4 protein-coding genes are annotated in these 22,875 nt (G+C 71.8%); all 4 read right to left on the bottom strand.

Going from position 1 to position 22,875, the window contains the following annotated elements; translation table 11 throughout:
- Positions 1 to 84 precede the first annotated feature (84 nt).
- Genes OHS16_RS31300 through OHS16_RS31285 form a run of 4 tightly spaced genes read right to left on the bottom strand, consistent with a single transcriptional unit; the run spans position 85 to position 22,788 of the window.
- On the bottom strand, positions 85 to 1,311 hold the full coding sequence (locus tag OHS16_RS31300) for a cytochrome P450 (protein ID WP_328540614.1): 1,227 nt from the start codon (positions 1,309 to 1,311) through the stop codon (positions 85 to 87).
- Positions 1,308 to 8,489 carry a non-ribosomal peptide synthetase gene (locus OHS16_RS31295; RefSeq protein ID WP_328540613.1) on the bottom strand — a complete coding sequence of 2,394 codons (7,182 nt, stop codon included), beginning with the start codon at positions 8,487 to 8,489 and terminating at the stop codon, positions 1,308 to 1,310. The genes OHS16_RS31300 and OHS16_RS31295 overlap by 4 nt, the downstream gene beginning before the upstream one ends.
- On the bottom strand, positions 8,486 to 16,405 hold the full coding sequence (locus tag OHS16_RS31290; RefSeq protein WP_328540612.1) for a non-ribosomal peptide synthetase: 7,920 nt from the start codon (positions 16,403 to 16,405) through the stop codon (positions 8,486 to 8,488). The genes OHS16_RS31295 and OHS16_RS31290 overlap by 4 nt, the downstream gene beginning before the upstream one ends.
- Positions 16,402 to 22,788, bottom strand: a complete 6,387-nt coding sequence (locus OHS16_RS31285) for a non-ribosomal peptide synthetase (protein WP_328540611.1) — start codon at positions 22,786 to 22,788, stop codon at positions 16,402 to 16,404. Before OHS16_RS31285 ends, OHS16_RS31290 begins: the two co-directional genes overlap by 4 nt.
- Between the last annotated feature and the right edge of the window lie 87 nt (positions 22,789 to 22,875).

Raw genomic sequence — 22,875 nt, 5'->3', positions numbered from 1 at the left:
TTGCGTGTCCCGGCGGTGGCCGGTGACGGGATGACGGGACGGCCGGGTGGCCCGTCCCGGGTGATCGCACAGACGGTGCGGCCGCTACAGCCGGACCGGCAGCGACTCGAGGCTGCGGTTGAGCAGCGAGGGCTGCCATCGCGCCGCTGAGCCGGTCAGGGCCAGGTCCGGCGCGGCAGCCAGCAGGTCGGTCAGTGCTGACCCGGCCACCAGCCGTGCCAGCGGCGCCCCGAGGCAGAAGTGCGCGCCCTGTCCGAATCCGAGGTGGGGATTGGGCTGCCGGCGAAGATCGAGTTCGTCCGGGTTGTCGAAGCGGGATGGGTCCCGGTTGGCCGCCGCGGTGACCAGGTAGAGCCGCTGCCCGGCCCGCAGGAGCCGGCCGCCCAGTTCGAAGTCGGTCTTCACCTGCCGGACGGACATCTTGGACGGCCCGTCGAAGCGCAGCAATTCCTCCACCGCTACGGGAGCCGACTCGGGATCGGCACGCAGCAGTTCGAGCTGGTCGGGCCGGCGCAGCAGATTGAGGGTGCCGACGGCGATCAGGTTGCTGGTGGTTTCCCCGCCGGCGAAGGCGATGTGGGTGAGCATGGCGACGAACTCGTCCTCGCTGACCGAGTCGCCTACCGGTCCGGCCGCCAGCGCCGCGCTGATCAGGTCCTCCTGCGGTGCGTCCCGGCGTTGCCGGACGAGCCGCCGCAAGTAGTCGAAGAGGTCGAGCAGGGCCCGTTGGGAGTTCTCGTGCTCCTGGGCGGACTGCACCGAGCCGAGGGCCAGATCGCCGACCTGGAGGGCCCAGCGCTGGAACTGCGCGGTGTCCTCCACCGGAACCCCCATCCAGGCCGCTGCCACGGTCGCCGGCAGGGGGCGGGCGAAGTCGGCCACCAGGTCGGTGACGGTGCGGCCGTCTCGGGCCCGGGCGGCCAGCCGCGCCACCGCCTCCTGCACCATGGGCCGGTTGCGGCGTACCTGGCGGGCGCCGAACGCGCCGCGGAAGGCGCCGCGCAGCCGCCGGTGCTCGGGCGGGTCGACGAAGACCATCCAGCCGGCCATGATCTTGAAGGCCCGGGCGGCCTCCGGGCTGAGCAGGTGCAGCGGTGTCTGGGCGAGCATCGGACCGATCCGGTCCGCGGAGACCGCGGGTTCGGTGAAGCAGGCGGCCACCGGGGCGTATCCGGTCACCAGCCAGGCCCGGTGCACCGGGCTCCAGTGCACCGGTGCGGCGCCGCGCAGCTGCGCGAGGTAGGGGAATGGATCGGCGACGTTCTCGTCGTCCAGCAGGTAACGGTCGGCGACCTGGCCGGCGGTGGTCATGTCGTGTGCTCCATCAGCTCGGCGGCGACGGCGGCCACGGCCGCCACCTCCGGATCGGTCACCATGCTCCGGTGGGTGCCGGGCAGGTGGTGGACGGTGACGTCCGGGAACAGCTCCCGGCAGCGCCGCTCGTAGGCCGGGTAGTTCGCGCCCGCGACCACGGACTGCCGGTCCGGGCCCGCGTGAGCCGCCTCGGCGGTGACCATCAGGTGCGCCGGTCCTTCGTACACCTCCGGGCGGTAAGTGGCGGCGGCGCGCAGCAGGGCCGTCCACATCGCCACCGGCCAGTCCGAGCCCAGATCGGCCTCCGCCTCGCTGACACCAGCGGCGCGCAGTGTCGCCACCAGCTCCCGTTCCTGGCTGAGCCGGGCCGGGGACCCCGGGGAGAGTTCCCGGATGGCCTCGCGCATGGCCACCGCCCGGTCGAGCAGGTCGAGGGCCTCGGTGACGGCGAACATCCCTGCCTCGTCCGGCACTGCCGGCTCCAGCAGCAGCAGGGTGTCGACCTGCTCGCCCAGTTCGGTGAGCTGGATCGCCATCTCCTGGGCGATGTTGCCGCCCATCGACCAGCCGAGCAGGGCGTACGGACCCTTCGGCTGGTGGTCGCGCAGCTGGCGGACGTAGTCCTCGGCCAGGCCGCGCATCGAGGTGGCGTCGACGCCGCCGTCCATGCCCCGGGCCTGCAGCCCGATCACCGGCCGGCCCGGCGGCAGTGCCTTGGCCAGCGGGAGGTACCAGGCGACGCTGCCGCCGCTCGGGTGGACGCAGTAGAGCGGCCGCTCGGTGCCGTCCCGGAGTACGACGAGCACATCGCCTTCCCGGCGCAACGCGTCGCCCGCCCGCGCCGGTTCCCGATTCGTCACCGCGGCGGCCAGCGACGCCACGGTGGGGTGCTCCAGGATGTCGGCCACCCCGACCGGCAGTCCGAGGTCGCAGGCCCGGGCCGCGACCCGGACGATGGCCAGCGAGTTGCCGCCCAGGTCGAAGAAGTCGTCATGCAGGCCGACCCGGTCCAGCCGCAGCGTCTGCGCCCACAGCTCGGCCAGCTGCTTCTCGGTCCCGGTGCGCGGTGCCACGTACCGACGCTCCGGCTCGACGAGCCGGTCCGGCACCGGCAGGGCCGCCCGGTCGAGTTTGCCGTTGGCCGTCACCGGCAGCTGGGCCACCGGTACGAACGCGGTGGGCACCAGGTAGGCGGGGAGTCGGTCACGCAGCCAGCGGCGCAGTTCGGCGGCGGTGGGTGCGGTGGCGCCCGTCGCCGGCACCGGATACGCGATGAGCCGGGCGTCTCCCGGGCCGTCGGTGTGGGCGAGCACGGCCGCGGACGCCACGTCGGGCCGTGACGAGAGCACCGCTTCGATCTCACCCAGCTCGATCCGCCGGCCGCGTATCTTGACCTGTCCGTCGAGGCGGCCGCCGAACTCGAGGCTGCCGTCGGCCCGTCGGCGCCCCCGGTCGCCTGTGCGGTAGAGCCGCCGGCCGTCGGGGGCGGGGACGAACCGTTCGGCGGTCAGCCCCGGTCGGCCGAGGTAGCCGCGGGCGAGCGAGTGACCGCCGAGGTGGATCTCGCCGGACACGCCGACCGGAACCGGACACTGCGCCTCGTCGAGAATCAGTGCGGTCGTCCTGGCCAGTGGCCGGCCGATCGGGATGCTGACGGCGTCCGCCGGGACGGTGTGCACCTGGTGGCAGGTGACGATGAAGGTGCACTCCACCGGGCCGTACCCGTTGAGGACGTTCATGTCTGGCCAGCGGGCGTTCAGTTCGCGGACGTGGGTCGGGGAGGCGGCTTCGCCGCCGAGGATGATCTGCCGCAGCCCGCCCAGGTCCTCCAGGCATTCCTCGACGACCAGGTTGAACAGGGTGGTGGTGAGGAACACGGCGGTGATGCCGTGCCGGCGGACGGTGGCCACGATGCCGGCCGGCGTGACGGGTTCCGCCGGGTACAGCACGCAGGCGCCGCCGTGCAGCAGCGGCCCGAAGATCTCGTAGATGGCCGCGTCCCAGTTGAAGCTGCTCAGGTGCAGGACCGTCGCGGCCGCGTCGAGGTGGAGTTCGGGCTGCTCGACAAGGGTGTCGACGACCGCGCGGTGCGGCAGCGCGATCCCCTTGGGCCGGCCGGTGGAGCCGGAGGTGTGCAGTACACAGGCCAGGTTTTCGGCGTCCGGACGCCGATCCGGGTTCACGGTCGGCTCACCGGTGAAGGTCTCCTCGGCGAGGATGACGACGGTACCGACCCGCGCGGGTACCGAGGGGAGCCAGATCGGCTGGGCGAGCACCAGGTCCGTGCCGGTGCCCTCGACGAGTCCGCCGAGTCGGCGGCCCGGGTCCCGCGGGTCCAGCGGCAGGTAGGCGGCACCGGATTTGAGGATGCCCAGCATGCCGACGACCAGGTCGGCCGAACGTTCGGCGCACAGTCCGACGGTGCGCTCCGGTCCCGCGCCGTGCCGGCGCAGGTGGTGGGCGACGCGGTTGGCCCGCGCGTTGACCTCGGCATACGTCAGCGATCCGTCAGCCGTGGCCAGCGCCACCCGGTCCGGGTGGACGGCCACCTGGTCCTCGAACACGGCCACCACGCTGCGGTCGTCCCGGGCCGGGTCGGCGCTCTCCACCGCGCTGGGGCCGGCCGTCTCGGCCGGGATGCCGGGACGGCCCTCCGGGGTGGCGACCATATCGGTGAGCAGTGCGCAGAAGGTGTCGGCGAGCCGTTCCACCTCGTCCTGCGACATGCGGCCGGCGTCGGCCTCGAAGGAGACGCCGGTCGGCCCGGTGGTGACCATCAGCCCGAAGTTGGTCCGGGCGATCTCCTCGATCTCCTGCTTGTGCTCGTTGTCCAGGCCGTGGAAGTGGACGTAGTTGAAGGCGGTGTCGACGAGTACCTCACCGGCCCACCGGCCGCGCTGCAGTTCGGCGAGCGGGAAACGGCGGTGCGGGATGACGTCCCGTTCAGCGGCGAAGACATCCCGGAGCAGGTCCAGCCAGTTGGTCGCGGCCGACCGGACCCCGAAGGGAACCACATTGAGGAACACCCCGCGCATGGCTTCCGAACCTGCCTGCTCGGGACGGCCGTTGGTAGCCATTCCCGTGGAGTAGGCGTCGCTGTTGGCGAGTTGCCCGATGAGGCGGTAGTAGGCGGTGAACAGCACCGACTTGCGGGGCACTCCGGCCCGGGCGGCGAGGGCGTCGATGCCGGCGCACAGGTGGCCGTAACTGCGCAGCGCCTCGCAGGTGGAGGTGTCCGCACCGGCTGCGCCGGCCGGGCGGGGCAGCCGTACCGGCGGGAAGTTCTCGACCATCGTGTCCCAGAAGGCGCGCGCGGCCGGGTCGGCCACGGCGTCCTGCTCCAGCGCCACGTACTCGGCGAAGCGGGGCACCGGCGGCTCTTCCGGATCAGGCGCGCCGGTCCGGTGCCGGTCGACCAGCTCGGCAATGAGCGAGGTGAGACTCCAGCCGTCGAGTACGGCATGGCAGTCGGTGATGGTCAGCCGGTACTCGGCGTCGTTGAGCACGTGCACGTGCAGGCGGATCAGCGGCGCCGCTGACAACTCGAACCAGCGGCCCGCCTCGGCACGCAGGTATCCGCGGACCCGATCGGCCTGACCGGTCTCGTCCGAACCGCGCAGGTCGTCCACGCCGACCGGGAGATCGGCCTGCGGGTACACGAGTTGCAGGGGCTCGTCGTAGTGGCTCCAGTCGAAACCGGTGCGCAGGATCTCGTACCTCCGCACCACCGCGTCGGCTGCCCGCTGCATCGCCTCGGCGTCGAACCCGGCCGGCTCCTGGATCCGGAAGCTGGTCACGTTGTGGTAAGCGCCCTTGCCGGCATCGGCCAGCAGTTCGTAGAGCATGCCCTGTTGCATCCGGGTGAGCGGGTAGGCGTCCTCCAGGCCGGCCGGGAGGCGGTCCTTGTCCCCCGGCGCCACCATGACGAACGGCTCCACCGGTCCGGCCGGTGCCACCGCGCCGTCCGGGCCGGAGGACTCGTCCACGGCCCGGGCCAGTTCGCCGAGTTCCTGGTGGGCGAAGACGTCGCGCAGTGCGACGCCCACCCCGTGCCGCTCGGCCAGCCCCACCACGCGCAGCGCCAGGATGGAGTCGCCGCCGAGATCGAAGAATCGGTCGGTGAGACCGACCTGTCGCACGCCGAGCGCGGTGCACCACACCTCGGCGAGGACCTGCTCGGTGGGGGTCGTGGGCGGGACGTGCCGGCGGGCGGTGTCCAGTTCGGCGCCGTCGGCCGTCGGCAGCGCCTTGCGGTCCACCTTTCCGTTGGCGGTCAGCGGCAGCGCCGCCAGCACGGTGAACGAGGCCGGCACCATCGGCTCGGGCAACCGGCCGATCAGCCACCGCCGCAGTTCGTCACGTGCCGGCCCACCGTCGACGACCAGGTAGGCGTGGAGCCGGTATTCGCCGCTGCGCGCACCGCGGGCCACCACGGCGGCCTGCTGGACGGCGGGGTGGCGCAGCAGCGCCGCCTCCACCTCGCCCAGCTCGATCCGGTGCCCGCGGATCTTCACCTGGTCGTCGGCGCGGCCCCGGTACTCCAGGCTCCCGTCGGGCAGGTGCCGGGCCCGGTCCCCGGTGCGGTAGAGCCGGGCCCCTGGCCGGTGGTCGAACGGGTCGGGGACGAACCGGTCGGCGGTCAGGCCGGGCCGGCCGAGGTAGCCGCGGGCCGCGCCGGCGCCGCCGACGTACATCTCGCCGATGACACCGGCCGGAACGGGCCGCAGGTGCCGGTCCAGGACGTGGATCGTCACGTCGCCCAGCGCCCGGCCGATCGGCGAGGTGGCACCGGAGATGAGGTCGGCGGAGGTCACGGTGTGGTGGGTCACGTGCACCGTGGTCTCGGTGATGCCGTACATGTTGACCAGTTGCACGCCGGCGCCGGGGCCGTCGAGCCAGCCGTCCAGCTCTGGCAGGTCGAGCTTCTCCCCGCCGAGCACCACGGTCCGCACGCCCAGGTCGGCCGGGCGCCGCTCGCCGAGGGCGGCGCGCAGGTTACGGAACGCGCCGGGGGTCTGGCTGAGCACCGACACCCGCTCGGCCGCCAGCAGCGCGGCGAACCGATCCGGGTCGCGGGCGGTGGCCTTGTCGACGATGACGACGCTGCCGCCCCTGCTGAGCGCTCCCCACAGCTCCCAGACGGAGAAGTCGAAGGCGTACGAGTGGAACAGGCTCCACACCCCGGCCGGCGGCAGGTCGAGGGCGTCCTCGCAGGAGTCGAGGAGCCGGATCACCTGCCGGTGCGGGATGCAGACGCCCTTGGGCCGGCCGGTGGATCCGGAGGTGTAGATGATGTATGCCAGAGCGTCCGCGTCGCCGGACGGTGCGGGGTCGTAGGTCGGTTGACCGGCCAGCGATGCGTCATCCAGCGGCAGTTGACGGGAGGCGTCGACCGGTATTCGCTCGGTCGGTCCCGGCGAGACCACCACGAGATCGACGCCCGCGTCGGCGAGGACGTACTCAAGCCGCTCTCGCGGGTGCTCGGGGTCCAGCGGCAGATAGGCGCCACCGGCCTTGAGAATGCCGAGGACACCCACGGCGAGGTCGGCGTCCCGGTTGACGCAGAGCCCGACCCGCGTCTCGGGACCGACCCCGGCGGCGCGCAGCCGGTGGGCCAGCTGGTTGGCCCGCCGGTTCAAGGTGGCGTAGTCGAGCCGGTCTCCCCCGGCGACCACGGCGACGGCATCCGGCCGGGCGGCGGCCTGCCGGGAGAATCGCTCTTCGAGCCGATCGGGGCAGTCGTACGACCGCACCGGGGCGGCCCATTCGGCGAGCCGGCGCTGCTCGGTGCCGGGCAGCAGGTCGAGGCCGGACAGTGGGATGTCCGGGTGCGCGACGGCCTGCTCGAGCAGGCGGACGTACTGGTCGGCCCAGCGCCGCACGGTCCCCGGGTGCCACATGTCGGCCCGGTGGAAGAACGCGGCGGCCACCCCGTCGGGGCGCCGGGCGGTCTGCAGCAGCAGATCGAACTTGACTGCGTCCAGGTCGAGTTCGTATCGCGATCCGGTCACATCTCCGAGGCGGACGGGCCGGTCGTCGGCGTCGTCGTCCAGGCTGAACATGCTCTGGAACAGCGGGGTGCGGTCGAGCTCCCGGTCGGGGCTCACCTCGTCGACGACCCGTTCGAAGGGGACGTCCTGGTGCTCGTAGGCTCCTAGGGCGTCGTCGCGGACCCGGCCGAGGAGATCGGCGAAGGACGGGTCGCCGGCCAGATCGGCCCGCAGGACCACCGTGTTGACGAAGAACCCGATGAGGTGCTCCACCTCGGGGCGGCTCCGCCCGGCGACCGGGGTACCGACGCCGAAGTCACTCTGTCCGCTCCACCGGCCCATCAGAACCTCGAACGCGGCCAGCAGCGTCATGAACAGCGTGGCGCCGCGCTCGCGTCCGAGTCGCTCCAGGGCTGCGACCAGCTCGGGCTCCAGCCTGAACTCGCAAATGGCGCCGGAGGTGTCGCGCCTGCCCGGACGGGACCCGTCGGTGGGCAGCTCCAGAGGCGGCAGACCCGCCAGGCGCTTCCGCCAGTGGTCCAGTTCCCCGGCCTGCCTGCTCCCGGCGGGTTCCCGGCGCTGCCACGCCGCGAAGTCGGCATAGCGGATGGGCAGTTCCGGCAGGGTCTGCCCGGCGTACAAGGCCTCCAGGTCGCGGACCAGGATTCCCATCGACCAGCCGTCGGTGGCGATGTGGTGCATGGCCAGCAGCACGACGTGCTCGGCGGCGCCCAGCCGCCAGACCGTCACCCGGAGCACTGGCCCGGCGGCCAGGTCGAAGGGTTCGCGGGCCGCGGCCCGCACCGCGCGGGCGGTCTCATCGGGAGTGCCGGCGTCGCGCCAGTCGATACCGGCCCAGTGCGGGTCGATGTCCTGGCGGACCACGCCCTCGACGACGGTGAAACGGGTGCGCAGCGTCTCGTGCCGGGCGACCAGGGCGTCGAACGCGGCGGTCAGCCGGTCGCGGTCCAGCTGTCCGGTCAGCCGCCAGGCGACCGGGACGGTGTAGGCCGGTCCTGGCCCCTCCAGCTGGTCCATGAACACCAGGCGCTCCTGTCCGAACGACACCGGCAGGCCGCTGGTGCCGGCACACGGGGTGATCCGGTCCGGGGCCGTGCGGTGCTCGGCGCGTCCGGCCAACCGCTGGCGGAGCAGTTCCTGTTGCACGGATGAGAGGCCGTTCACGTGGTCTCCTTCGCATTCTGGTCGTTCAGCTTCTGTGCGAGCCCGGCGATGGTGCGGGCCTCGAAGAAGGCACGGAGGGTGAGGGTGGCGTCGAGCCGGGAGCGCAGCCGGGAGATGACCCGCAGAGCGGTCAGTGAGTGACCGCCGAGGGCGAAGAAGTCGTCCTCGACGCCGACATCGGGCCGGTCGAGGAGTTCTGACCAGACCTCGGCGATGATCTTCTCGGTGCCGGTGCGGGGGGCGGTCCGCACGGTGCTGTCGCTCTCGATCGGGGCGATGTCGGGCAGCGCGGACCGGTCGACCTTGCCGTTGCCGAGCAGTGGCAGGGTGTCCAGGACCAGCAGGTCCGCCGGGATCATCGCGTATGGCAGGCGGGACTCCAGGTGGGCCCTCAGCTCGGTGGCCGATACGTGTGCCCCGGGTGTGCGCTTGGCGTAGCCGCTGAGCTTCGTGCCGTTGGGACCGTCGGGTCGGGCCACCACGGCGGCCGCGCCCACCGCCGGGTGGGCGGCGAGGGCCGCTTCCACCTCGCCCGGCTCGATCCGCACACCGCGGACCTTCACCTGGCGGTCCAGCCGGCCGCGGAACTCCAGTGTTCCGTCGGCCAGTCGGCGGGCCAGGTCGCCGGTTCGGTACATCCGGGTCCCGGGCGGGCCGAACGGATCGGGCACGAACGACCCTGCGGTCAGACCTGACCGGGTGTGGTATCCGCGGGCCACCCCGGCGCCGCCGATGTGCAGTTCCCCGAACACACCGACCGGCACGGGGCGCAGTGCCGCGTCGAGAACGTGGGCCGTGCTGCCGGGCATGGGCCGGCCGATGGACACGGTCTCGTACGGCACCGCCGGGTCGAGGTCCTCGATGGTGGTGGTCAGGGTGCACTCGGTGGGGCCGTACTGATTGACGACCCGGCGCAGTTGCGGCATCGCCGTGTGCAGGCGGGTCAGCAGAGCGGGCGTGCAGGGCTCTCCGCTGAGGACCAGCAGCCGCAGCGCCGGCAGGCTCGCGGCGGTCAGGTCGCCGCCGTCGAGGAGTTGGTGCAGCAGGGACGGCACCATGCTCAGGACGGCGGTCGGGGCGGGTCGGCCGGGCAGGTCGGTGCCGAGGGTGGACAGATCCGACTGTGCGGCCATGAGCACGGTCGCACCGACGGTGAGCGGGCCGATGCAGTCGCGGAGGAACGCGTCGAAGGCCGGCGAGGCCCGCTGGAGCACGACGTCGTGACGGTCCAGCCGGTAGTGGGCCAGGGCGGTGTCGAGGTGGTCGGTGATGCCGGCGAACTCGACCGCCACTCCCTTGGGGGCCCCGGTGGAGCCGGAGGTGTGGACGAGGTAGGCGAGTCGGCCGGGTGCACGGGACACGGTGGGCGCGGTGGCCGAGCAGAGGTCGAGCGCGGTGTCGGCGAGTATGTCCCGGTCGACGACCAGGCGCACCTCGGCAGCGTCCCTGAGTTGGGTGACGCGGTGTTCCGGCAGGTCCGGGTCGAGCGCGACGAACGCACCGCCGGCCTTCCAGATGCCGAGCACACCGACGACGGTGTCGATCCCGCGGGGCAGCCGCAGTCCGACCCGGTCCTCCGGCCGGATGCCGCAGGCGATGAGGCGGTGGGCGAGCCGGTTGGCCCGCCGGTCCAGCTCGGCGTACGTGACCTCATCGTCGCCGCAGATCACCGCCATCGCGTCCGGGAAGGCCCGAACCTGGTCGGCTATCCGGTCCAGCAGCGGCCTCTGCTCCACCCGCCGTGCCGACGCCGCCGGGGCTGCGTCCCCGGTCTCGGCCGGAGCCGTCAGGGGCAGGTCGCCGATCCGGGTCGCGGGGTCGGCCACCACGGCGCGCAGCAGCCGGGTGTACGCCTCGGCCATCCGCCGGATCGTGGCGGCGTCGAAGATGTCGGTGGTGTAGTCGATCGTGCCGGCCAGCCCGTCGGGGCGCTTCACCAGCTCCAGGGTCAGATCCAGCTTGGCCGCGCCGCGGTCGACGGGCACCGCGGTGCCGGCGGCCGTGCCGAGCCGCAGGGTGTCCAGGCTCCAGTCGTTGAAGCTCACCATGGCCTGGAACAGCGGAGACCGGCTCAGGTCCCGTTCCGGGCGCAGCTCCTCCACCAGGCGGCCGAACGGCAACTCCTGGTGTTCGTAGGCATCGAGTGCGTCGGCGCGGACCCGGCCGAGCAGCTCGGCGAAGGACGGTTCGCCGCTCAGATCGGTCCGGAGTACCAGGGTTTCGAGGAAGAATCCGACGACGTCGCGCACCTCGGGGCGGCCTCGACCGGCGACCGGGGTGCCGACGCCGAAGTCGCTCTGCCCGCTCCAGCGGCCCAGCAGCACCTGGGATGCGGCGAGCAGCGTCATGAACAGCGTCGCCCCGTGCTCCCGGCTCAGGCGTTCCAGCGAGGCGACCAGCTCGGGATCGACCGTGAACTCCACCGAGCCGCCGGCCCCGGTGCGGGTGATGGGGCGGGGCCGGTCGGTGGGCAGTTCCAGCGTCGGCAGGTCGGCCAGCCGCTGTCGCCAGTGGTTCAGCTCCGCGGCCAGCCGGCCCTCGGTGAGCCGACCCCGCTGCCAGGCTGCGAAGTCGGCGTAGCGCACCGGCGGGTGGGGCGGCTCGACGCCGTCGTAGCAGGCCTCCAGTTCGCGGATCAGAAGTCCCATGGACCAGCCGTCGGAGACGGTGTGGTGCATCGCCATCAGCAGCACGTGCTCGTCGCCGCTGCTCCACATCACGGCCCGGAACAGCGGGCCGGTGACGAGGTCGAACGGGACGCGGGCCTCGTTCCGCGCGGCTCGGACGGCGTCGGCGACGGTATCGGCGTCGCGTCGGTCGAGGCCGGCCCAGTCGGGGTCGATCTCCTGCAGCGCCACTCCGTCGACCAGCGTGAACCGGGTGCGCAGCACCTCGTGCCGGGCCACCAGGGAGTCGAAGGCGGCGGTCAGCCGGTCCCTCTCCAGCGGCCCGGTCAGCCGCCACGCCACCGGAATCGTGTACGCCGGGCCGGCGCCTTCGAGCTGGTCGAGGAAGATCAGCCGCTCCTGCCCGAAGGACACCGGCAGCCCGTCGGTGCCGGTGCCGCGGAGGATCGGGTCACCGACCTGTTCGGCATCGGCGAGCAGGCGGGCCAGGGCGGCGATGGTGCGAGTGGTGAACAGGTCCCGGAAGGTCATCTGCAGACCGGTGCGCTCGGCCACCGCGCCGACCATCCTGATCGCCAGTAGTGAGTGCCCGCCGAGGGCGAAGAAGTCGTCGTCCGTGCCGAGACCGGCGATGCCGAGGACCTCGGTCCAGATGTCCGCGAGCTGCCGTTCCAGTTCGGTGGCCGGCTCGCGCCGGCCCGCGGCCGGGGTGTACGTCGCCTCCGGCAGCGCGGCCCGGTCCACCTTGCCGTTGCGGGTCAGCGGCAGTTCGTCGAGCACGACCACGGCGGCGGGCACCAGGTACGCGGGCAGGCTCTCAGCGAGGAATCCGCGCAGGTCGCCCAGGTCGGCGGGGTCGGCCACGGCGTATGCGACGAGAGCGAGGGCGCCGCTGCGGTCGGGGCGGGCGAGCACAACGGCTTCCCGCACGGCCGGGTGCCGGCGCACCGCCGTCTCGATCTCACCCGGCTCGACCCGGTAGCCGCGGACCTTGACCTGCCCGTCCGCGCGGCCGACGAACTCCAGGCAGCCCTGCGCGTTCCAGCGCACCAGGTCGCCCGTGCGGTAGACCCGGCCGCCGGGCGGCCCGTACGGGTCGGGCAGGAACCGGTCGGCGGTGCGGTGCGCCGCTCCGATGTACCCGCGGGCCAGCCCGGCTCCGCCGAGCAGCAGTTCCCCGACCACGCCGACGGGGACCAACCGCATCCGCTCGTCGACGACGTAGGCGGTGGTGTTGTTCATGGGGCGGCCGATCGGCACGGTCGAGGCGCCGGTCGGCGCGGTCACCTGGTGCCAGGTGCCGAAAGTGGTCGATTCGGCAGGGCCGTACATGTGCAGGAGCCGGCCGGGCCCGCCGTGGGCGAGCAGGACGTCGACGGCGTGCGGGTCGGCGGCCTCCCCGCCGAACAGCACGTACCGCAGCCCGCTGAGGGCGTCGGGCCGTTCCCGCACGACCTGGTGGAACAGCGCGGTGGTCAGGAACAGCGTGGTGACCCGGTGCCGGGTGAGGTGCGCGGCGAGGGCCGCGGGCGAGAGCGCGACGTCCGGCGGGGTGACCACCAGGGTCGCGCCGGCGACCAGGGTGGCCCACACCTCGAAGGTCGCCGCGTCGAAGACGGGGCTGGCCGCGAAGGCGACCCGGTCGTCCGGGCCGAGGGTGAGGTAGCCGCCGTCGTGGACGGTTCGGACCATGCCGCGGTGGGTGATGCCGATGCCCTTGGGGCGGCCTGTGGAGCCGGAGGTGTAGACGATGTAGCCGAGTTGGTCCCCGTCGACGTCCACCTCGGGGGCGGTGTCCGGCAGGGCGTCGGTCGCCTCCGCACTGTGGGCCAGGTCGACCACCGGGCAGTCGAGGCCGTCCGTGGCCAGGTGCCCGGCGGAGGTGACGAGCAGCGTGGCGGACGTCTCATCGATGATGTACCGGCTGCGCTCGGCGGGTTGGCCGGCGTCGAGCGGCAGGTAGGCGCCGCCCGTCTTGAGGACCGCGAGCTGGGCCAGGACCAGGTCCGGGCAGCGCGGGAGGCTGACCGCCACCACGCTCTGCGGCCCGACGCCGAGGGCGCGCAGGTGCCTGGCGAGCCGGTTGGCCCGCCGGTTCAGTTCGGCGTAGGTCCAGACGGTGCCGTCGTCCACGACGGCCGGCGCCTCGCCCCGGGCGGCGGCCCGGTCGGCGACGAGCTGGTGCAGGGCGCGTGCCGGGATCGGCGGCCGGGGCGCGGTGCCCGTGGCGGTGAGGCGGTCCCGGGCGGTGGTGTCCAGAACGTCCCAGTCGCCGAGCCGGCCGCCGGTGTCCTCGGCGAGGGCGATCAGCAACTGCCGGAACCCGTCGGCGAGCCGTTCCACCGTGGTCGGGTCGAACAGGCAGGTGGGGTATTCGATCAGGCCGGTGCAGGAACCGTCGGCGGCCCGGTCGACGAAGAGGGTGAGGTCGAACTTGGCGGTGTGCCAGCCGAGGGGGATCTCCTCAGCCGTCGTCCCGGGCACCCGGAGCGCCGTGGCGGCGGTGTCCCGCAGCGCGAACATGGTCTGGAACACCGGGGTGCGGCTGAGGTCCCGCTCCGGACGCAGTTCCTCCACCACTCGCTCGAACGGCACGTCCTGGTGCTCGTACCCGTCGAGGGTGGCTTCCCGGACGCGGGCGAGGAGTTCGGCGAAGGTGGGGGTACCGCTGAGGTCGGCCCGCACTCCGAGGGTGTTGACGAAGAATCCGACGACGTTCTCCACCTCGGCGCCGGAGCGGCCGGCGACCGGGGTGCCCACGACGAAGTCGGTCTGCCCGCTCCACCGGCCCAGCAGTACCTGATATGCCATCAGCAAGAGGGTGTGCAGGGTGGCGGACCGGTCCTGGGCGCGCCGGGTCAGCGTGCGCAGGGCTTCCTGCGGCAGGTCGAACCGGTGGGTGGCGCCGTCGGTACCGAGCACCGCCGGCCGGGGCCGGTCGGTGGGCAGCTCCAGCGTCGGCGCTCCGGCCAGGGTGGAGCGCCACCAGTCCAGTTCGCCGGCCATCCGGTCGGGGGCCAGGGCCGCGCGCTGCCAGCGTGCGAAGTCGGCGTAGCGCACCGGCGGTGTCGGCGGGGTGCCGCCCGCGTACAGCTCGCCCAGCTCACGGGCGATGACGCCGAGGGACCAGCCGTCGGCGACGACATGGTGCAGGACGAGCAGCAGCACGTCGTGCGCGGGCAGCCGGACCAGTACGGCCCGCCACGCCGGCCCGGCGGCCAGGTCGAACGGCCGGGCGATCTCGGCGGAGGCGAGGTCGTCGCTCCATGCGTCGGCGTCGAGCCGGCCGAGGTCCACGGCAGGCTCGGCCGTGATGACCGGTTGCCCGCCGGCGGGGAACCCCGTGCGCAGGACGTCGTGCCGGGCGGCCAACCGTTCCAGGGCCCGGCGCAGTTGCATCTCGTCCAGCCGGCCGGCCACCCGCCAGGCGACGGGGACGACGTAGGAGGGGCTGTCGGGGTGCATCTGCTGGAGGAACAGCAGTCGTTCCTGTCCGAACGAGGCGACCACCGGCTCGTCGTCGCCTCCCCGGGTGAGGGCCGGTACCACGGCCCCGGTGCCGCCCGCGGTGATCGTTTCGGCGAGTTCGGCGACGGTCAGTCCCTCGAACAGGTCGCGCATCGAGACGTCGGCGCCCAGTTCCTCGCGCAGTCGGGCGATGAGCCGCACGGCCAGCAGGGAATGACCGCCGAGGTCGAAGAACGCGTCGTCGACACCGATCCGGGCGACGCCGAAGACGGTGGCCCAGACCGCGGCCAGCTTCTCCTGGACCGGGTTCTGCGGCGCCCGGTAGGGCGTGGCGAGGTCGGGGCGGCCGGGGGCGGGCAGGGCCTTGCGGTCCAGCTTGCCACTGGAGGTCAGCGGCAGCTCGGCCAGCTCCACGAACGTGGACGGCACCATGTACGCCGGGAGCCGGTCGGCGAGCTGCCGTCGCAGCACCACAGGGTTGAGGCCGGCGCCGACGACGTAGGCGACGAGCCGGGTGTCGGCGGCTGATCCGGTGGCCACGACGACTGCGGCGCGCACGCTCGACAGGTCGTTCAACACGGCCTGGATCTCGCCGAGTTCGACCCGGTTTCCGGCAAGCTTGAGCTGCTCGTCGACTCGGCCGAGGTAGTCGACGACGCCGGGCCGGTGCCAGCCGGCGAGGTCGCCGCTGCGGTACATCCGCGCGCCGGGTTCGCCGAACGGGTCGGGCAGGAAGCGCTCCGCGGTGAGCCCGGGGCGGCCCGAGTAGCCGCGGGCGACCTGAACGCCCGCGAGATAGAGCTCGCCGGGCCCGTCGCCCGCAACCGGGCACAGTTCCTCGTCGAGGATGTGAAGCTGGGTGTTGGCGACGGCCGCGCCGATCGGCACTCCGGTGCCGGACCAGTCGGGCCGGCACTGCCAGGCGCTGACCTCGATGGACGCCTCGGTCGGACCGTAGAGGTTGTGCAGCTCGACGTGCGGCAGGACGCGCAGCACCCGGTTCTGCAGGTCGGTCGGGAGCGCCTCGCCGCTGGTCATGACCCGGTGGATGCTGCGGCAGTCCTCAGCCCCCCGCTCGCCGATGAAGAGGGCGAGCATCGTGGGGATGAAGTGGACGGTGGTGATCTCGCGACGCTGGATCAGGTCGACGAGGTAGCGGCTGTCGCGGTGGCCGCCGGGCTTGGCGACGACCAGGCGGGCGCCGACGACGAGCGGCCAGAACAGTTCCCACACGGAGACGTCGAAGGCGTACGGGGTCTTCTGGAGCACCCGTTCGTCGGCGGTCATGCCGTACTCGTGCTGGCCCCAGACGAGCCGGTTGCAGACGCCGCGGTGCTCGGCCACCACGCCCTTGGGCCGGCCGGTGGACCCGGACGTGTACATGATGTAGGCAGCGTTGCGCTCGTCGACGAGGACGCCGCAGGGCTCTTCGGACTCGTCGGCGGTGGCGGACAGGGTCACCTCTGGCAGTCCGGGGCGGCCGAGATCGTGGTCCATGCCGGGGCCGCGGACCAGGGCCACCGCCCCGGCCTGCCCGACCATGTAGGCCAGCCGCTCGGTGGGCAGCTCAAGGTCCAGCGGCAGGTACGCCGCGCCGCTCTTGAGAATGCCCAGCAGGGAGACGACCAGGTCCAGCGAGCGCTGGGCGGCGACGGCGACGACGCTCTCCGGCCCGGCGCCGTGCCGTCGCAGGGCGTGTGCGAGCCGGTTGGCCCGCCGGTCGAGTTGCCGGTAAGTCAGCTCTTCGCCCTCGAACTCCAGGGCGACCGCGTCTGGGGTCCGTCGGGCCTGCGCCTCGACCAGCCCGTGGATCGTGCTCATGCCTGCCGCTCCTTCAATGCCTGTTCGGCGTCCTGACCGGCCGGCCGCTGCGTCAAGGCCTGCTCGACGTCCGCACCGGACAACTGCTCCTTCAATGCCTGCTCGACATCCGCGGCGACCTCTTGCTCCCGCAAGGCCTGCTCGGCATCCGCAGCGCCCAAGACCTGCTCGCGCAGCGCCCGCTCCACGTCCTCACCGGTCATGGCCGCTATCTCCTGCATCAGTTGTTCCTCGACCGCGCCGGCGAGCCGCGCCACGGACGGCCGCTCGAAGAGGGTGCGCACACCGATCTCGCAGCCGAACACCGAGCGCAGCCGGATGACGACCCGCGTGGCGAGGAGGGAGTGGCCGCCGAGGTCGAAGAAGTTGTCGTGGATGCCGATCCGGTCGAGTTGGAGGACTTCCTGCCAGACGTCGGCGACGGCCCGCTCGGTCGGGTTGCGCGGCGGAACGAACTCACCGCTGAGGATGGGGCGGTGACCGTCGGGGTCAGGCAGCCGGTCCCGGTCGACCTTCCCGCCCACCGTGCGCGGCAACTCGTCCATCATGACCAGCACCGCCGGGACCATGTACTCCGGCAGCCGCTCACCCAGCCAGTCCCGCACCACATCAGCCGCCACACCCCCCGGACCCGCCGGGCCTGCCAGGTAGGCGACCAGCCGGTCCTGCCAGACGACCACAACCGCGTCACGGACCTGCGGATGCTCCCGCAACCGGGACTCGACCTCACCGACCTCGACCCGGAACCCGCGCACCTTGACCTGACCGTCGCCACGCCCGCAGAAATCGAGGAAGCCGTCCGGGCGCCACCGCACCAGGTCCCCCGTCCGGTACAACCGGCCCCCCGCCTCGTGACCGAACGGATCCGGCACAAAACGCTCAGCGGTCAGCCCCGGCCGACCCACATAACCACGCGCCAACTGCCCACCACCGATGAACAGCTCCCCGACCGCACCCACCGGCACCTCGGCCAACCGCTCGTCCAGCACATACAGACAGCGATCCCCCACCGCCCGACCGATCGGCACCCCGGCACCCCCGGAAACACCCGACACATCGAAGATCGTTGAAGAGATGGTGGCCTCCGTCGGACCGTAGGTGTTCACCACGGCCATGTCCGGGAAGTGCCGGGTCCACCAGGCGAGGTCGGCCGGACGGACGGTGTCGCCGCCGAGGACCAGCAGCCGCAGGTGGTCGGGGCTGCGGGTCGGCGGGCGGTGACCGGTGTCGGAGAGTTCGGCGATCAGCTCCGTGAGGTACCCGGGCACCACCTCCATCACCGTCACCTGGTGTTGTTCGAGGTCGGCGAGGAGCTGTGAGGGAGCGACCAGGCCATGCTCCGGAAGCACCAGCGCCGCACCACACGTCAACGCCGGGAAGATCTGCTCCACCGAAGCATCGAAGGCCAGCGCCGCGAACTGCAGCACACGGTCCGCCACACCGAGCCCGAACCGCTTCCGCATCCGCGACACATGCCCAGCCATCGAAGCCCGGGACACACCCACACCCTTCGGCCGACCCGTCGAACCCGACGTATAAATCACATACGCCAACTGACCCGCCTCGACCGGCACCCCAGGATCATCGTCCCGACCACCATCCGGCAACGAACCATCCAGCACCACACCGACACCCGCATCCGAACGGACGAACTCCACCCGCTCCACCGGCCAAGCCGGATCGATCGGCACATACACGCCACCGGCCTTCAGCACACCCAGCACGGCAACCAACATGTCCACACCACGCCGCAGACGCACCCCCACCGGCACCTCGGCACCAACACCCCGCTCCAGCAGCCACCAAGCCACCCGGTTCGCCCGCGCATTCAACTCCGCATACGACACAGCCACGCCCCGAGCCAGAACGGCAACCGCACCCGGACCCCGCCGCACCCGCTCCTCGAACAACACCACCGGATCCGCCGACACCCCCACCGACACCTCACCCACACCCCAACGGCGCAACACCCCCACCTCAGCCCCGGGCAACCCCAACTCACTCACCCGCACACCCGGCGAAGCCACCACCACCCCCAACAACTCCCGACACCGCGCAACCAACCGCCCGATCGACACCTCGTCAAACAGATCCGTCCGGTACTGCACGAAGCCGCCGGCAGCTCCGGGGTCGGTGGTGAAGGTGAACATCAGGTCGAACTTGGTGACGTCGAAGGGGATTTCGGCGGGTCTCAGGCGTGCGGAACCGAGTTGCGGTGACGCGATGGAGCGAACCTCCAGGTCGAACATGGCCTGGAACAGCGGCGAGCGGCTCAGGTCGCGATCGGGGCGCAGCTCCTCCACCACACGCTCGAAGGGCACGTCCTGGTGGCCGAGGGCGTCGAGGGTGTGCTCACGGACCCGGTCCAGCAACTCGGCGAACGTCGGATCCCCCGCCAGATCGGCCCGCACCACCAACGTGTTCACGAACAGACCGATCAGATTCTCCACCTCAGGACGCGAACGCCCCGCCACCGGAGTACCCACACCGAAATCACACTGCCCGCTCCACTGCCCCAACAACACCTGGAACACCGACAACAACGTCATGTACAACGTCGCCCCATGCTCCCGACCCAACCGCTCCAACCCCGCAACCAACTCCGGATCCAGCGAGAACTCACACGTCCCGCCCACCCACGACGGCTGCACCGGACGCACACGATCAACCGGCAACTCCAACACCGGCAACCCCGCCAACCGCTCACGCCAATACCCCAGCTCCTGGGTGAGGTTGTCGCTGCCATGCCCCTGCCGCTGCCAGCCTGCGTAGTCGGCGTACTGGACGGGCAGCTCGGGCAGGGTCCCGCCCGCGTAGAGGACACCCAGTTCACGGACCAGCACGCCCATCGACCAGCCGTCCGAGATGATGTGGTGCATGGCCAGCACGAGGAGGTGGTCGGTGGTGTCGAGCTGCCAGACCACGGTCCGGAAGAGCGGGCCGGCGGCCAGGTCGAAGGGCCGGTGCAGTTCCGCGTCGGCCTGCCGGACCGCCGTGTCGAGCGGGTCGGGCAGGTCGCGCAGGTCGTGCCAGGCACTGGTGGTGTCCGCGCCGGTGCCCACGCGCTGCACGGGCTGGGCGCCGACCAGTGGGAAGGTGGTGCGCAGGGACTCGTGCCGGGCGACGAGCCGGCGCAGTGCCTCGTCCAGGCGATCCCGGTCGAGGGGCCCGTCGACCCGCCAGGCCAGGGCGGCCATGTAGTCGGGGGCGTCGGGGTCGAGCCGGTTGAGGAACCACAGGCCTTCCTGGGAGAAGGAGAGCGGGAAGTCGCCGCTGCGCAGCAACCGGGTGATCCGCGGCCCGGGTTCGGACGGTGCCGGCGGCAGGGCGGCGGCGAACTCGGCGATCGTCGGGCGCTCGAAGAAGTCGCGTACGTCGACGGGCCGCTCCAGCGACTTGACCAGGCGGGCCACGGCGAGTGTGGCGAGGAGGGAGTGGCCGCCGAGGTCGAAGAAGTTGTCGTGGATGCCGATCCGGTCGAGTTGGAGGACTTCCTGCCAGACGTCGGCGACGGCCCGCTCGGTCGGGTTGCGCGGCGGAACGAACTCACCGCTGAGGATGGGGCGGTGACCGTCGGGGTCAGGCAGCCGGTCCCGGTCGACCTTCCCGCCCACCGTGCGCGGCAACTCGTCCATCATGACCAGCACCGCCGGGACCATGTACTCCGGCAGCCGCTCACCCAGCCAGTCCCGCACCACATCAGCCGCCACACCCCCCGGACCCGCCGGGCCTACCAGGTAGGCGACCAGCCGGTCCTGCCAGACGACCACAACCGCATCACGGACCTGCGGATGCTCCCGCAACCGGGACTCGACCTCACCGACCTCGACCCGGAACCCGCGCACCTTGACCTGACCGTCGCCACGCCCGCAGAAATCGAGGAAGCCGTCCGGGCGCCACCGCACCAGGTCCCCCGTCCGGTACAACCGGCCCCCCGCCTCGTGACCGAACGGATCCGGCACAAAACGCTCAGCGGTCAGCCCCGGCCGACCCACATAACCACGCGCCAACTGCCCACCACCGATGAACAGCTCCCCGACCGCACCCACCGGCACCTCGGCCAACCGCTCGTCCAGCACATACAGACAGCGATCCCCCACCGCCCGACCGATCGGCACCCCGGCACCCCCGGAAACACCCGACACATCGAACACGGTCGACGTCACCGTGGCCTCCGTCGGACCGTAGGCGTTCAGCAGGGGGACGTCGGGGAATCGCTCCTCCCACGCCCGTGCCTCGGCCGGACGGAGCGCGTCACCGCCGGCGATCATGAGGCGGAGCCCTCCGGGCGCCTTCCCGTGCCGGCCGGTCAGTTCCCCCATCAGCTCCCCGAAGTAGGCGGGAGGCAGGTTGGTGACAGTGACCTGGTGTTGTTCGAGGTCGGCGAGGAGCTGTGAGGGAGCGACCAGGCCATGCTCCGGAAGCACCAGCGCCGCACCACACGTCAACGCCGGGAAGATCTGCTCCACCGAAGCATCGAAGGCCAGCGCCGCGAACTGCAGCACACGGTCCGCCACACCGAGCCCGAACCGCTTCCGCATCCGCGACACATGCCCAGCCATCGAAGCCCGGGACACACCCACACCCTTCGGCCGACCCGTCGAACCCGACGTATAAATCACATACGCCAACTGACCCGCCTCGACCGGCACCCCAGGATCATCGTCCCGACCACCATCCGGCAACGAACCATCCAGCACCACCCCGACACCCGCATCCGAACGGACGAACTCCACCCGCTCCACCGGCCAAGCCGGATCGATCGGCACATACACGCCACCGGCCTTCAGCACACCCAGCACGGCAACCAACATGTCCACACCACGCCGCAGACGCACCCCCACCGGCACCTCGGCACCAACACCCCGCTCCAGCAGCCACCAAGCCACCCGGTTCGCCCGCGCATTCAACTCCGCATACGACACAGCCACGCCCCGAGCCAGAACGGCAACCGCACCCGGACCCCGCCGCACCCGCTCCTCGAACAACACCACCGGATCCGCCGACACCCCCACCGACACCTCACCCACACCCCAACGGCGCAACACCCCCACCTCAGCCCCGGGCAACCCCAACTCACTCACCCGCACACCCGGCGAAGCCACCACCACCCCCAACAACTCCCGACACCGCGCAACCAACCGCCCGATCGACACCTCGTCAAACAGATCCGTCCGGTAGACGACGGTCATCGCCATTCCGCCGTCACGGGGCTGGGCGAACAGCGACAGCCCGAACAGGGCCCGGGGGCGGTCGGTCTCGAAGTCGGTGAACCGGAGGGTGCCGGTGGCCCGGTGCTCGGCCGGGACGTTCTGCATCGCGAACCAGGCGTCGATCAGCGAATCGGTGTCCGACCGCTCCGGTCTCAGTTCCCGGACGACCTGCTCATAGGGCACGTCCTGGTGGTCGAGGGCGTCGAGGGTGTGCTCACGGACCCGGTCCAGCAACTCGGCGAACGTCGGATCCCCCGCCAGATCGGCCCGCACCACCAACGTGTTCACGAACAGACCGATCAGATTCTCCACCTCAGGACGCGAACGCCCCGCCACCGGAGTACCCACACCGAAATCACACTGCCCGCTCCACTGCCCCAACAACACCTGGAACACCGACAACAACGTCATGTACAACGTCGCCCCATGCTCCCGACCCAACCGCTCCAACCCCGCAACCAACTCCGGATCCAGCGAGAACTCACACGTCCCGCCCACCCACGACGGCTGCACCGGACGCACACGATCAACCGGCAACTCCAACACCGGCAACCCCGCCAACCGCTCACGCCAATACCCCAGCTCGCGGTTCAGTCGGTCTCCTTGGAGCTCACGACGCTGCTCCTCGGCGAAGTCGCTGTAAGACAACGGAAGTTCGGGCAGAGTGGTGCCGTCGTAGAGAGCCCCCAGCTCCCGGATGAACAGGCCCATCGACCAGCCGTCGGACACGATGTGGTGCATGGCCGCAAGCAGTACGTGCTCGGTCTCGCTCAGCCGCCACACCAGCACTCTGAACAGCGGGCCGCTGCTCAGGTCGAACGGTGCGTCGGCCTCGGCCCGGGCCTGCTGCTCTACCTCGGCCACGTCGGCGGCGTCCCGCCATGAGATCCGGACATCGACCCGATCGGCGACCAGGGCGCGCGGGACGCCGTCGCTCTCCACGAACCTCGTCCGCAGCGACTCGTGCCGGCCGACGAGCCGGCGCAGAGCCTCGTCCAGGCGATCCCGTTCCAGCGGACCGTGCACCCGCCACATCGGCGTCGCCACGTAGGCAGTACTCCGGCCGCCCTCCAGCCGGTCGAGGAACCACATGCGGTTCTGCGCGAAGGACAGAGCGTGGTCGACCTCGGCGCACCCTTCCGCCCTGAGGTTGTTCGTCCCTGTCTGCACCGCTGCTCCTCTCGCCACGCCAGCTCCCGCGTCTGGCGTCGTCACCCGTCGGCCGGGTCACCCCCCGGGCCGCCGCACCCGCCTCGG

Origin of the sequence: Streptomyces sp. NBC_00344, assembly GCF_036088315.1 — a bacterium.
Taxonomy (GTDB): domain Bacteria; phylum Actinomycetota; class Actinomycetes; order Streptomycetales; family Streptomycetaceae; genus Streptomyces.
The sequence above is the reverse complement of the archived record's forward strand: the minus strand, read 5'-3'. Positions and strand labels throughout refer to the sequence as shown.